The 13,894-nt window shown below is 41.8% G+C and carries 13 protein-coding genes; 2 read left to right on the top strand and 11 right to left on the bottom strand.

The genetic code is table 11. The annotated features are described in order from the left end of the window. Positions 1-95 precede the first annotated feature (95 nt). Positions 96-566, top strand: coding sequence for a GNAT family N-acetyltransferase (locus ACIQCO_RS22645; RefSeq protein ID WP_400433041.1), 471 nt, complete (start codon positions 96-98; stop codon positions 564-566). A 270-nt stretch (positions 567-836) separates the two neighbouring features. On the opposite strand, the gene ACIQCO_RS22640 is transcribed toward ACIQCO_RS22645, so the two are convergent. The 9 genes from ACIQCO_RS22640 to ACIQCO_RS22600 all read right to left on the bottom strand — a co-directional run bounded on the left by ACIQCO_RS22640 (position 837) and on the right by ACIQCO_RS22600 (position 9,935). Beyond that, positions 837-2,252, bottom strand: a complete 1,416-nt coding sequence (locus ACIQCO_RS22640; RefSeq protein ID WP_400433038.1) for an RNA-guided endonuclease TnpB family protein — start codon at positions 2,250-2,252, stop codon at positions 837-839. Positions 2,253-2,256: 4 nt separating this feature from the next. Continuing rightward, complete coding sequence (gene tnpA, locus ACIQCO_RS22635; protein ID WP_400433035.1) at positions 2,257-2,661, bottom strand: IS200/IS605 family transposase; 405 nt, start codon at positions 2,659-2,661, stop codon at positions 2,257-2,259. Positions 2,662-2,776: 115 nt separating this feature from the next. After that, positions 2,777-3,397 (bottom strand): NAD(P)-binding protein, encoded by a 621-nt coding sequence (locus ACIQCO_RS22630; RefSeq protein ID WP_400433032.1) that lies wholly within the window; start codon positions 3,395-3,397, stop codon positions 2,777-2,779. Then, on the bottom strand, positions 3,363-4,088 hold the full coding sequence (locus tag ACIQCO_RS22625) for a sirohydrochlorin chelatase (RefSeq protein WP_400433029.1): 726 nt from the start codon (positions 4,086-4,088) through the stop codon (positions 3,363-3,365). Before ACIQCO_RS22625 ends, ACIQCO_RS22630 begins: the two co-directional genes overlap by 35 nt. A 5-nt stretch (positions 4,089-4,093) precedes the next feature. Further along, entirely contained in the window at positions 4,094-5,662 is a 1,569-nt protein-coding gene (gene cobA, locus ACIQCO_RS22620) for a uroporphyrinogen-III C-methyltransferase (RefSeq protein ID WP_400433026.1), read from the bottom strand. A 105-nt stretch (positions 5,663-5,767) separates the two neighbouring features. Then, positions 5,768-6,088 (bottom strand): nitrite reductase small subunit NirD, encoded by a 321-nt coding sequence (gene nirD / locus ACIQCO_RS22615; protein ID WP_400433023.1) that lies wholly within the window; start codon positions 6,086-6,088, stop codon positions 5,768-5,770. 6 nt (positions 6,089-6,094) lie between these two features. Next, positions 6,095-8,509 carry a nitrite reductase large subunit NirB gene (gene nirB, locus ACIQCO_RS22610; RefSeq protein ID WP_400433020.1) on the bottom strand — a complete coding sequence of 805 codons (2,415 nt, stop codon included), beginning with the start codon at positions 8,507-8,509 and terminating at the stop codon, positions 6,095-6,097. A 188-nt stretch (positions 8,510-8,697) separates the two neighbouring features. After that, positions 8,698-9,684, bottom strand: a complete 987-nt coding sequence (locus tag ACIQCO_RS22605; protein WP_400433017.1) for a hypothetical protein — start codon at positions 9,682-9,684, stop codon at positions 8,698-8,700. Positions 9,685-9,707: 23 nt separating this feature from the next. After that, the gene (locus ACIQCO_RS22600) at positions 9,708-9,935 is read right to left on the bottom strand and encodes a hypothetical protein (RefSeq protein WP_400433014.1); all 228 of its coding nucleotides are present in this window, start codon (positions 9,933-9,935) and stop codon (positions 9,708-9,710) included. A 233-nt stretch (positions 9,936-10,168) separates the two neighbouring features. Between ACIQCO_RS22600 and ACIQCO_RS22595 the strand changes: the two genes are divergently transcribed. Continuing rightward, a complete protein-coding gene (locus tag ACIQCO_RS22595) occupies positions 10,169-10,978 on the top strand; it encodes a hypothetical protein (protein WP_400433011.1) in 810 nt (269 codons plus the stop codon). Positions 10,979-11,057: 79 nt separating this feature from the next. Here the strand turns inward: ACIQCO_RS22595 and pruA are convergent, their stop codons facing one another. Next, positions 11,058-12,605 carry an L-glutamate gamma-semialdehyde dehydrogenase gene (pruA, locus tag ACIQCO_RS22590; protein WP_400433008.1) on the bottom strand — a complete coding sequence of 516 codons (1,548 nt, stop codon included), beginning with the start codon at positions 12,603-12,605 and terminating at the stop codon, positions 11,058-11,060. A 116-nt stretch (positions 12,606-12,721) separates the two neighbouring features. After that, entirely contained in the window at positions 12,722-13,885 is a 1,164-nt protein-coding gene (locus tag ACIQCO_RS22585) for a CamS family sex pheromone protein (protein ID WP_400433005.1), read from the bottom strand. Positions 13,886-13,894 lie beyond the last annotated feature (9 nt).

Below are 13,894 nucleotides of genomic sequence, written 5' to 3'. Positions count from 1 at the left end.
GTTATGATTTTATTAAACTAATAAAATAGTTGATATATCTGGTTTTGTATCAGTTGGGTATAATTACCTATTTGTTGTTTGGAGGGACTTGAGAGTTGCTTTATCTTAAGGAAATGGATGAAATTTATGCAGAGAAGATATTAAGTTGGAAGTACGAGGCACCTTATGATTTTTATAATAATGAGTATAGTGTTGAAGCTGTTCAGGAAATGCTGAATCACTCCTACACAGCAATTTTGGATAATCAAGATGAGGTATTTGGATTTTTCTGCATTGGTGAATCGGCTCAGGTACCGATTGGCGCTGATTTTGAGGCCTATCCACATGGTTACATTGATGTTGGGCTTGGAATGAACCCGAAGTTTACCGGCCGGGGAAAGGGGCTTTCATTTTTTACATTTATTCTTCAGCAAATTAACGAGGTGCACGGTGTTGTGCCGGTCCGACTTACCGTAGCGGCGTTTAATAGCCGGGCTGTCCATCTTTATGAAAAGCTTGGGTTTGTGAAGGAAAAGGGGTTCTGTCGTGGGGATATTAAATTTATGACGATGGTTAAAGGAGCTTAGTTCCTTTAACCATTTGACTGCACCCAAAATCTGACGCTCTCCCATCCATAAATGGAGGGGGTTCCACCTTTAAACAACCTTGGCTCTTCCAATCTCTAGAACGAATCTAGAAAATGAACTTCACTTTGGTCTAAAAGGCTTTTACAGCCGAAATCGTTCTAATGCAAATAATCGAAACAGGACTATTTACATGGGCTTGGATTCCCTCACCACTCACAACTTATTGACTGTTTCGGGGTACGTCTGCACCAAGAGATGTAACCTGCCATCTCAAATCCCAAATGTTGATATTAACTTTCTTTCCAATTTCATTTTCTCTAAATTCGAAACACACTCACCCAATATAATTGATAATTGAACCCAATCCCCTTTAGCCTTTTTAATATCTACATGATTGGATTTCGTTACATACCTAGCCAAAAACGCACTGTATAAATCACGTTGAGCTACTACCCCACACTCACATTTATGCCATCTCTCTTTAAGTGGCTTTTTCTTTATGATTCCACAGTGACAGGTTTGGGATAACTTCGTGCTGTAGGTAGGAAACTCCCGGAATTCCCCGCCTCTAGATTTCACTTTTCGTTTTAACATGGTTAAAAACATACTTGGTGCCTTTCTACCAATACTTTTTCCGAACACTTTTTGAAAAGCTTTATACGATAGTTTTTCTGTTTGAATAGAAGAAGCGCGTTGTAAGATTTGGTTCGAATCTCGTCCATGCAGCTGCTTTCTAACGTCTTTTATTTTCCGTTCCATTTCTCGATGCTTTGAACGAGTATGGATATATCGATTGGAGTAAATCCATTCCTTTTTCCCTTTTTTCACTACTCCATTGTTTTGAAAGTTGTTTGGGTTATTGGCTCTTCGCTGCCTGTCCATTTTGCGATTTATTCGCCTTTTTTCTTTAGCCAGTAAAACCACTTCTTCACAAAACTCTTTTAATTCTGCTTTCGATTCCCCTACTGTCGCAATCGTAGAAGGACCTATGTCTAATCCTATTTCTTCCTTTCCTAATTCATATTTACGATAAGGATTTCCTTCTAGGATTAATTGAACATAAAAACGATTTTCCCCTTTTACTTCCTTTTTTATAATCCTGCAATACTTTATTTTCTGTTTTAAGGCATACTGCATCCATTTATCTTTCGTATCAAATAAGCATTTCAATGTAAGGTTTTTCCCGACGAAAACATATCCGTTCGAATACGTAAGAAATGTTTTATTATTTTTCCCTTCTAATGATACAAACTCACCCTTATGTTTAAACTTCACTTTTTTAGCTAGTTTAAATGCAAATTTTTGATTAGCTTTAAAAGCACGGGTAGAGATTTTTTGACATACGTGAGTTCCCAAATGTTCGGCAATAAATTTGGAATCATTTTTCGTTTTTGTCCCAAATGATTGAATGGAAGCGTTCTTAAATCCGTACGTCTCATTGAGATCTTTAAAATTAGCCCTGCGTAACTCTACATCTGCTTTCGACGTTTTTGATAATTGAATGCTTTCCTTGTATAGATCCGTTCCTTGAATCGCCTTAAGTCTTTTCAAACATTCACCAAGACATGCGTTATATAGCTGCCTTGCACAATCAGACAACACCAAAAGCTGTTTCTCTTCCTTCAAATTCGTTTTCAATCGAATCGTCGCTACAAAAGAGGGCGTTCTTTCTTTTGATGTTGCCATGGTATTACACTCCTTTTTGGTTTTCTATGTATTGTTTCACCACTTCAAGTGTTGTGCCGCCTACAGTGGATACAAAATAGCTATTCGTCCAAAGGGAAGGGATTCTACTTTTTAACCAAGGAAATTCACTTCGTAAATATCGAGAACTTCTTCCTTTCATCATTCTTATGAGTTTATTAATTCCAAATTGGGGGTCGCATTCAACAAGGAGATGAACATGATCAGGCATAATCTCCATTTCAATCACATCAGAACGAGTTTCTTCTGCAACTTCCAAAATAATAGATTTAAGTCTTTCATCTACTCCATTTATTAAGACACTTCTTCTATATTTGGGGCACCAAACCACATGATATTTACAAGAATATACTACGTTATTATTGCTTTTATATTGTATTAGACTTTTCATATATTAATTATATCAAAAATTTCAAACTAATTCCAACAATAAGGGAACATTAGTTCTAAAACATTTATTAAAAAACAACCTCACCCCATACATGAATGCAGGGGCTTGCGGTTGTTTATTCTGTCAATTCTTGATACAACCGCCGATAATCTCCCTCGCGATCATGGCTGTTTAAGAACTCATCGCTTGTAATTGCTGTTAACAGTTTGCTTTTTATAGCGGTATCTGCCACTTCCTTAATAATCCACTTTCGCTTCAGAAAAAGAAAATCAAGGTATTCTTCGTACCTTTCATCAAACTCCTTCTCCAGCTGCTCACGAATTTTCCTGGCAAGAGTTGGGCTCGCACCCCCGGTTGAAACGGCGATCGACAAACGACCTCGGTGAAAAGTTGATGGAAGATGAAAATCAGATTCCTCTGGATCATCGACCACCATAACAAGCTGGCAGACCTCCGCCGAATCTTTTATCAGTTGGTTCAAACCCTTATCGTTTGTTGCTGCAAAAACCATAAACGCGCCCTGCAAATCCCCACCAGAAAAATGCCGCTGCACCCATTCAATTTTTCCAGCATGAAAGAGCCTTTGTATATCTTCCGTTGCTTCCGGGCTAACCACCACAACACGAGCCCCGGATCCAAGTAAGCCGCTTACCTTCCGCTCGGCCACCTTGCCTCCGCCAACAACCACTACTCTTTTTCCTTCAAGCCGTAACATAATCGGATAATTTGAGCTCATGCGTAACCTCCGCAACCCGTTTTTCAATCAGCGGAATTAACTTTTCAGCAAAACCAATCGGTTCACAAAAAATAATATCTCCGCCCGACTTATCTAGTTCTCTCTTCATTTTGACGGTATAGCCTCCAGAAAACAAGAAGTGAGGAAGTATATAAATCTTCTTATCTGCTAGTTTTGCCGCCACATCATGATAGAAAACTGGCGTTGTGACGAAGGCCGTGTGAACCTTACTACCCATTTTCTCAGCCAAACCGATTGCTAGTTTTGCAAATTCAACGGCTGCTGCAGGCTCTCGGCTGCCGTGTCCCACCAGCAGCACTGCTTCGTCCATTTTGCCTTCATAACCTGCCTCAACCAGTCTGTCAGCGAGAATTTCCACGATAATGTCATCAACACCGAGCGGCCTTCCATAGTGGAAAACAACGTCTGGATAGCGGTCCAGTTCTGCTGGAATATCCACCGCCGCATGAACCCCAGGCAATAAGAAAACAGGGACAACCGTGATTACACTTGCCCCTTGTTTCATACACGTTTCAATCGCCTGCGAGATGGATGGCTCAGCATGTTCAAGATACCCATAGGCCTGAATGGCTGCCGCAGACTGGTGCATCACTTTTTTAATAAAAGAAATAAACTTCGCGTTTGCCGCTGCCCGCCGGCTTCCATGGGCAAGATAAATTACAGCCTCCATAACTCCTACACTTCCTTCAGCGGTTGTCCTGCTAGGTATTCAACCAGGGCTTCTTTTGTTGCTCTCCTTGGCATTCCATGTGATGGAAGTCCAGCCATCTCCACAGCAGCCATCGTTTGTTTTCCCATACTGACAACCTTCAAATCCTTCATAAACTCCTGTACATCTATTCCACATTCCTTTATCCCTTCAATAAAAGGCTCCACTGATGCCCGGCAAGGGAAAACCATGGTGTTCACATCTGCTTCCTCTAGCATTCTTTTAAAAATAGGCAGGAATTGGAGGTCGAGCTCTTTCCTACTTGTTATCCAGCTGTCGGCTTTAGGGTGATTATGTTTTAAAATGCTATTATCCCCGACAATAAGTAGTTTACCTGTCTCAGACATCTCGTCGATTAAATGGGGAGTCAAGCCGCGTTCCTGCAAGGCATTAATTGTTTTGATGGAAACACCAAAAACATCTGCTGTCACTCTTCTGATATCCACTCGATTTTCGATCATTGTTTTGAAAAAGTCGCCGACACTTTTAGGTGATGTGAAAAGAATTCCTTTATAGCTCGAAATGTTTGCTAGTAGATCTGAATGAATAGGTAAGGATATCCTTTTCCATTTTGGGAATTCAATCACATCCGCACCATGCTCCATCAATTCCTTCGCTAATCCACTTTCACCCTCACCTGTACGCGCAAGCAGGATTTGGCGGCCATACAACGGCTTACGCTCAAACCAGCTAATTTTTTCCCGAAGTGAAATAACTTCACCGACTAGAATGATTGCGGGATTGGTGAACTTAGCCGCAATCACCTTTTCAGAAATATCATCTAGGGTCCCCTGCAAGGTTTTCTGGCGGCCAAATGTACCCCATTGAATCAAAATGACCGGTGTGGAAGCGGGCTTGCCGTGTGTTACAAGATTCTCACAGATAAACGGTAAATTCCCGACACCCATGTAAAAAGCAATTGTGTCGACACCACGGGCAAGGCCTTCCCAATCTAGCAGCGGTTTGCCGTCCTTCGATTTGTCATGGGCGGTGACGACGGCAAACGATTCAGCATGCTCACGGTGGGTGACAGGAATTCCGGCATAAAGGGGGGCTGCAATCCCCGATGAAATGCCAGGCACGATTTCAAAAGGAATTTCGTATTGGGCGAGGGCAGCTGCTTCTTCGCCAACTCGGCCAAAAACGCCGGGGTCGCCGCCTTTTAAACGGACGACTATTTTGCCTGCTAACGCCTTCTCAATCAAAAGTTCGTTAATGTTTTCCTGGCGCAAAATATGGCGGTCAGGCAATTTACCGCAGTAAATTAACTCACAATCGCTTGTGGCAAATTCTAATAGTTTTGTATTAGCAAGCCGGTCATATAATATGACTTCGGCCTGCTTAATGGCTTCCATTCCTTTGACGGTAATTAATCCAACGTCCCCTGGTCCCGCTCCTACTAAAAATACTTTTCCTGTTTTCATCCTGCAGCCTTCCTTCCCTGTTGCCGTGCTAGTAAGATTGTTGCTTTTTTCCGATTCGCCGATAAACATGCTAGATTCGCCGATAAAACGAAATATTCGCTGATAAATCATCCAATTTCGCCGATAAAATCATTAAAACCGCTGATAAAAATTTTCTTTGGGTGCTAAACACCGTTTTCGGTATTGTTTTTTTTCAAATTCTACGAAAAACAGCCCTTATAATACGATAAAAATAATATCTTCTTCTCTTTCTACCTTAAATGTCCTAACCTGACCCTCATCCGGTGCCTGAACCTTACCATCCATTAATGAAATCTTCCAATCATAGACGGGGCAGTAAACATATCCACCGCTGACAAGTCCTTCCGAAAGGACACCGCCCTTCGGATGGGGACTGCGATTTTCTAGCGCAAACACCTCGCCAGTTGTGACCTTAAATAGCGCAATTTCTGTGTTATCAATTTTAATAGAGTAACCTGCTCTAGCCTTTAGATTTGAAAAGTGTGCTACTGGAATGCGCGTTAATGTTGTAATCATTTGGACTCACTCCCCAACCTTGATAGTATGCTGTGTGTAATATTTATCTTGAATTTCTTCATTTTGAATGGCTTCGTTCCAAGGCTCGATGTACTTTTTCAATGTTTGATCCATCCGCTCGTTTAAAGCCCTGCGTGTTTCCTCATCTGCCAAGACTTCCTTCACATGATCCAGACCTACGCGTTCGACCCACTTTGAGGTACGCTCTAAATAATTCGCTGTTTCCCTGTAGTATTGGAGGTAGGCGCCGGTCATTTCCATAACTTCTTCTTGCGTTTTCACGGTGCATAGCAAGTCGCCAGGGCGAAGGTCAACACCGCCGTTACCAGCAACATAAATCTCCCAGCCGCCATCGATACCGACGAAGCCGATGTCTTTAATTCCAGCTTCAGAACAGTTACGCGGGCACGCTGATACGCCCATTTTTACTTTATGTGGTGTGTCCAGACGCTCAAATTTCTTTTCAAGTTCAATACCAAGTGCCATTGAATCCTGCGTACCGTAGCGGCAGAATTGTGCGCCGACACAGGTTTTTACGGTGCGAAGTGTTTTTCCGTAAGCATAGCCGGATGGCATATCAAGCTCTTCCCACATCGCTGGCAGGTCTTCCTTTTTCACACCGAACAAGCCAATCCGCTGTCCGCCGGTTAATTTTACTAGTGGCACGTTGTACTTTTCCGCGACCTCAGCGATTTTTTTCAAATCCGCTGCTGTTGTAACCCCGCCGTACATTCGTGGGACAACGGAGTAGGTTCCGTCCTTCTGAATATTGGCGTGCATCTTTTCATTGACGAGGCGAGAATCACGGTCATCCTTGTATTCATCCATGTGAATCATGCCAAGATAATAGTTGATGGCCGGACGGCATTTCGTGCAGCCTTCCTCATTGTTCCACTCCAGTACGTTCATGACTTCCTTCACACTTGTTAAGCCCTTCGTCTTGATTTCTGCCACCAATTCCTCACGACTCAAAGTCGTACAGCCGCAAATGCTTGTTTTTTGTGCCGCAGTACTATCGAATTGGTCGCCCAGTGTATAGGCAAGAATGCTGCTGACCATTGGTTTGCAGCGTCCGCAAGAACGTCCGGCGTTTGTGCAATGGCTGACCTGGTCAAGTGTCGTGAGGCCTTGTGTTTGAATCGCTTCAACAATTGCCCCTTTTGTCACCCCATTACAGCCGCAAACAAGTTCATCATTTGGCATGGAAGCAATATCATCACTAGCTCCGCTTCCCGAACATTCTGTTTGAAAAATGGAAACCCCGCTGATATCTTCTTTTTTCGTCAGCATGCGGAACAGCTTTGTACTGTCCTTTGTGTCGCCGTAAAGGACGATCCCGACAATCAAGTTATTTCTCGTTAACACCCGTTTATAGATACCTTCATATTCGTTGTAAATCATGATGGACTTCGTTGATCCGTCTTCAAAAATTTCTCCTGCAGAGAAAAGGTCAACACCTGCCACCTTTAACTGCGTCCCGGTAACAGATCCTGCATATGGTTTCGCTTCAACCCCGCAAATCCGTTCTGCAAGGACTTTTCCTTGTTCATATAATGGTGCAACCAACCCATAAACAATTTCACGATGCTCTGCGCACTCACCGACTGCGTAAACATTCGGTACGCTGGTTTCCATGAAGTCATTGACGACAATGCCGCGGTTTACATAAATGCCGCTGTTTTTTGCAACTGCTGTATTGGATTTAATCCCAATCGCCATCACCACTAAATCAGCTTCGATCTCCGAGCCGTCTTTAAAGCGCAGGCCTGTGACACGTTCGTCACCAAGGATTTCGACGGTTTCTTTTTCCATTAAGAAGTTCATGCCTTGGGCTTCAAGCTCTGCTCTTAGTAGTGACGAAGCAATCGGATCGAGCTGGCGTTCCATTAGGTGCGGCATTAAATGGACAACATCGACTTTCATTCCGAGATTCAGTAGCCCTCTTGCAGCTTCAAGACCGAGCAGGCCGCCGCCGATGACCACCGCCTTTTTATATTGTTCAGCTGACTTGATCATCATTTCACAATCTTGGATATCACGAAATCCAGTCACGCCTTTTTTATCTGCACCTGGAATCGGCAGGATGAACGAATTTGATCCAGTCGCAATAATCAACTCATCATACTCAACTTCACGTCCTTGATCGCTGATGACACGCTTGGCCTCCACATCAATTTTTTCAACCGTTTCACCTGTAAATAATTGAATACTGTTTTCCTTATACCAATCTAGTGGATTGATAATGATCTCATCAAAATTTGTATCACCCTGAAGAATATTCGATAATTTAATTCGATTATAGTTTGGGTATGGCTCTTGTCCAAAAATAGTTATTTCAAATTGCTCTGGAGATAGTTTGAGGATTTCTTCAATGGTTCTGACTCCAGCCATTCCGTTCCCAATCATCACTAATTTTTTCATTTTGGATCGCTCCCTATATATTTAAGTTAATTAATGTTTTCTTTATAGTTAAATTGTAAACCCCACGGCACTAAAAAATTGTGAGGTACGTCACATTTAACCACCATATGTGAATAGTTTCACATTATTGTCATAAACAAAAAAATAGAAGGCATCTCCTTGTTAACATTGGAGACACCTTCTTGTTATTAGGCCGGCTGCCTATTCTTTTTCACCAGCTGAATCGGTTTGACAAGAGCATTTATAACCGGAACTAGGACACCCACTAACACAACCGGGACAAGCTCCCATAATTCCAGCGGCGGTGTAATCAGCCAACCCGATTGATGGATGACGTAAAGTACAAGGAAATAACTTAGACTGCCTGTCAGCCCGGCTAGCCAGTTTATTTTTCTAAACAATAAATAGCACAACGGAATCAATAGTAATGTAATCGGTACATACGAAGTCGGGTAATGAACGGCTGCAAAAATTCCTTTGCCAACAAATCTTAATAAAATATAGAGCGCCGCGGCCATGACAGGTATATTAAAATCTCGAAAAATTCGAATGATAATGACCGTCAGCAGTGCAACCATTAACACAGAATAAATCGGGTAGACCCACTCCGGAATACCGCCAAAAATTTGGGACGCCGGGTCAGAGATAAGGTCGAGAATTTCTGGTGAGGCAATCGATTTTCCCTGCATGTATTGATCATAGGAAATCGCCCCATTTTCCTGCTGCATATTCGGGAACATCAAACATTCAAGTAAAAACATTGCGAACCAAGTATGCATCGACTTCCAGGTCGGCTTTACATCCCTCGAATACAAGTAGTAGCCACGCCAAACCCCAAAAATCATAATATCCGTGGCAATGTAATAAATAAAGTGGGTCGGGCTCCACGTTGTTAGATCAATTCCATAAGCAATATGATAGGTAAAATCTAAAGGAATGCCGATTAGGAATAATACATAGCCAATCGTAATCAGATTTCGTGAAAATCGGTCCATAAACTGGGAGCGCCGCCACTCTTGAAATAACAAATACGCTCCTAGGGCAAATCCAAGTGTATTAACAATATGGGGAATGGAATATTCCTCAAACAAATACTTAAAGTGATACGATGCATCCCAGGCGGAACCAATAAATTTTAATAAAAAGGCGATTACCCATAATCGATAATATTTCAATTTCATCATCCCCTCTCTTGTCTTCAGCCTAATAAGTCAAATGGATCTCCCAAAATGGCGATTAGGATATAATTAATTGCTATGGCGATACCGAACACGATTCCGGCATTTCGGACTTTTTTTTGGGTGAATAATTTATACATAAATACAATTCCTGCTGTGACGACAAAGACGTTACAGGTTAAAAATGTCCAAAGCATACTCTCACTATGCGCGACGGTTGTGACATGCAATAAATATAACGGTATCAATTGCTTTCCTCCAAAACCTGTATATTATTAAGATAATTTCAGAATTTCTTAGCTGCCTGCCTTTCTTTTAGAAGACGAATTTTCCAGCTAAAATGTTTCATTTCTAACTTTATTCCTTATTCTATCATTAATTTCAGCGCAATTGGCTATTTATTTACAGTAAATTCTTGCACTGGCTGAATCAGGTAATGTACATTAGAGTAATGGACGATGATTGGAAAGGAGAATGTTCGGTGAAACAAATTGCTATTAGCATTTTACTATTTTCAGTTGTATTTCTAACTGCCTGCAATTCAATAAAAGTCCCTAAATCGACAATGGATCATAAAATGAGTGCCACCCCTACTAATGTGGTTCCAACTAAATCCGAATGGACATTAACAGACCACCCGCAAGCTAACGTGAAAATTCCGATTTCCATTTTAATAATGGATAAGGCTGGTAAACCGATTAAAACATTTGAAACGGTTCACGAGAAAAAGATGCATTTATTTATCGTTAGTAAAGATTTAGCTTATTTTTCCCACATCCACCCAAAGTATGAAGGCAATGGCGAATTCGATATTACGACCAGTTTCCCTGCCGGAGGAGACTACAAGATTATTGCTGAGTCTACACCAAAAGGCGGTGGTGATAGCAGCGTAGAAACTCACTGGGTTCATATTGAAGGAGAGCCTGCGAAGGAAGAACCACTTATTCCGGATGAGGCGTTTACCAAAGTGGTTGATGGAAAAAAAGTAACGCTCACATTTAGTCAACTTGCAGCCGGTAAGACGCTGCATTTGACATTTACTATCACTGATGCAAAAACCAACAAACCGATAAAAAATCTGCAGCCATATTTAGGGGCCATGGGTCATACGGTTGCCATCAGTGCGGATGCTGAAAAATACTTGCACATTCACCCAATGACCACTTCAGGAAATGGGCCGAGTGTAATCTTTATGACGATTTTCCCTGAAAAAGGCGTCTATAAAATCTGGGGGCAATTTAAACACGAAGGAAAAATATTGACCGTACCGTTTGTTGTAAATGTACCATAATGGGTGCCTGTCACGCCCAGAATTTTATCGAAAAAACACCTCTTCCCTGTAACGATTGAGAAGAGGTGTTTTCTTTATTTTAGTACATTTCTGAAGTTGTTTTTGCCTGCATGTGAAGTAGCAAGTAGTCTGGTCCGCCCGCTTTGGAGTCGGTTCCGGACATGTTGAATCCGCCAAATGGCTGATAACCAACAATCGCGCCAGTACAGCCACGGTTGAAGTAAAGGTTACCAACATGGAAGTCTTCACGAGCTTGTTCCATGTGGGCACGATTTGTGGTGATAACGGCACCTGTCAGACCATACTCGGTATTGTTAGCAATTTCGATGGCTTCATCAAAATCTTTCGCTTTTGTAAAACCAACCACTGGGCCAAAAATTTCTTCCTGCATAATACGCGCTTTTGGATCAAGATCCGCAATGATTGTTGGTTTGATGAAATAACCTTTAGAGTTATCACCTTCACCACCAGCCATTAGCTTACCTTCTTGCTTACCAATTTCAATGTATTCCATGATTTTTTTGAAGGCGTTGTTATCAATAACTGGACCTGTGTAATTGGAATTATCTACGGGATCCCCAATCGTTAATTGGTTCGTTAATTCAACAACACGGTTCAATACTTGGTCGTAAACATCTTCAACGATTACCGCACGAGAACATGCTGAACATTTTTGTCCAGAGAATCCAAATGCCGATGCCATGATGGATTGTGCTGCAAGCTCAAGGTCTGCTTCACTATCAACAACGATGGTATCTTTACCGCCCATTTCCGCAATTAAACGCTTCATCCAAATTTGACCTTCGTTCAATTTAGAAGAACGTTCGAAAATGCGAAGTCCGACTTCTCGTGAACCTGTGAAGCTAACGAAACGGGTATCTTTGTGGTCAACTAAATAGTCGCCCACTTCGGAGCCGTTTCCTGGAACGAAGTTTAATACGCCTTTTGGAAGTCCCGCTGCTTCCATTACTTCAACAAATTTAGCCGCAACAATCGGTGTAGTTGAAGCTGGCTTTAGTAGAACCGTATTACCAGAAACAATGGCAGCTACCGTTGTACCTGCCATGATAGCAAACGGGAAGTTCCATGGTGAAATGATAATCCCCACTCCAAGTGGAATATAGTCATAACGGTTATATTCGTCTGGACGGCTATTAACAGGTACACCATTTTTCAAACTCAACATTTGGCGTCCATAATACTCAAGGAAGTCGATTCCTTCTGCCACTTCCACATCTGCTTCTCTCCATGATTTACCTGCTTCTTTTGTTAAAAGGGCAGAGAACTCATCTTTACGGCGACGAATCATCGTTGCTGCTTTAAATAGCACATCCGCGCGAACTTCGGGCTTTGTCTTTTTCCATGTTTTAAATGCTTCAACAGCTGCCTGCATTGCTTTTTCAGCAAGTTCTTTACTCGCTTTAGAAACACGGCCAATAACTTGTTCTGTATTAGCAGGATTATAGGAAACAATTTTATCTTCTGTTGTAATCTTTTCGCCGCCGATGACTAGATCGTAGTCCTGACCTAAATAGCCTTCAACGGTTTCTAACGCCTTTAGATAGGCTTGGCGGTTTTCTTCAATCGAAAAATCTGTAAATGGTTCGTGCTTATAAGGTTGTACCATTCTTAAACCCTCCTATGTAATAAAACGTTTACATCCACTGTCCATTCTATCATGATTCTTTTCTGAGCCGCAATGATTTGAGCAATGAAAAAAAGACCAGACACTATGGCCGGGTCTTATTGGTAAATATAAACGAATGGTTCGGCTGCATCTGCCTTTTTGACGATGAGAGCTTCAGGACCGTCTACAGAGGTAACACTTACCGAAACAGAAAGATACTTAGGAAAATGCTCCATCACTAAGCCGGTCACGTATTGGGCAAATCCTATCCCTTCTGTTTTTCCATAAAATTGGATTGGAATGGTGATATTCAATTCCTGCATCTGGTCGCCAACATAAAATCCTCTGCCGATGACACCATTAAAATTCGGAAAATACTCTTCTACATCCTGCTTAAAGTTTAGAAAGGCAAGTTGATCATCACGATGATCATTTTGGGCATCAGCTGAAGGGAATAAATAGTGTTTTTCATCTACATTTTCCCAGCCATTTAAACTCGATTTGCCCTTATCAACCGTTGTATAACTAATGAATCTTCCAGGTACAACCGAAGATTTAGTTTGTTGTTCAAATAGGGCGATTGTGATTGGCACATCTGATACATCCTTCATCGCACGCAGTCGTTTGACCACTTCTTCGGCGATTTTCTTGCCTTCCTTTTCCATTTCAGCGGCGGAAATTTTCATTTCCTTTTCAATCGTCCCATTGCCCTGCGGCACTTTATAATAGTAGTACGAATTTAACGCCAGCCCAATCGTCACTCCACCGAGTGCTACAGTTCCTTTATCGTCTTTTGTTAAATAATCGTGCTCTAAAATATGGGCTAAATAGATGGGACTGCTAGGTTCTTCGACCGTTCCTGAATTAACCGGATTTAAGCCGATATTCTCTTCAGCCTTCATTTTCTTTTCTTTCAGCTGCGCATCCGTGTATTGACGGTTCAACCATTGCCTTACAGTCGTTCCTTTGATTTCCCGGCCTTCGCGGAAATAATATTTGTCTGTATCAAAGCTATTTTGGGCGATTCTCATTAGGCCCATTTCAAATTCATTTAAATCATATCTTGTGTTGATATTACTGACGACCAGCCCGCGTGCTTCCCCAGGCTCAAATGGTAAAATCGTACGATAATACTTATCTGAAATATTATATTTAGGAATAATCGCCTTCCCTTTTTCCTTCTCCTTTGTTTGGACAACCTCATTTTGCTTCTGAAAGTTGGGTGCACAGGCACTCAGCAAAAAGACAAGGGAGAGGGCGAGCAATGAGACCTTTCTCATTTCGAAACA

The organism is Neobacillus sp. NPDC093127, assembly GCF_044754175.1.
GTDB lineage: Bacteria > Bacillota > Bacilli > Bacillales > Cytobacillaceae > Neobacillus.
This window is presented reverse-complemented; position numbering and strand designations above follow the sequence as displayed.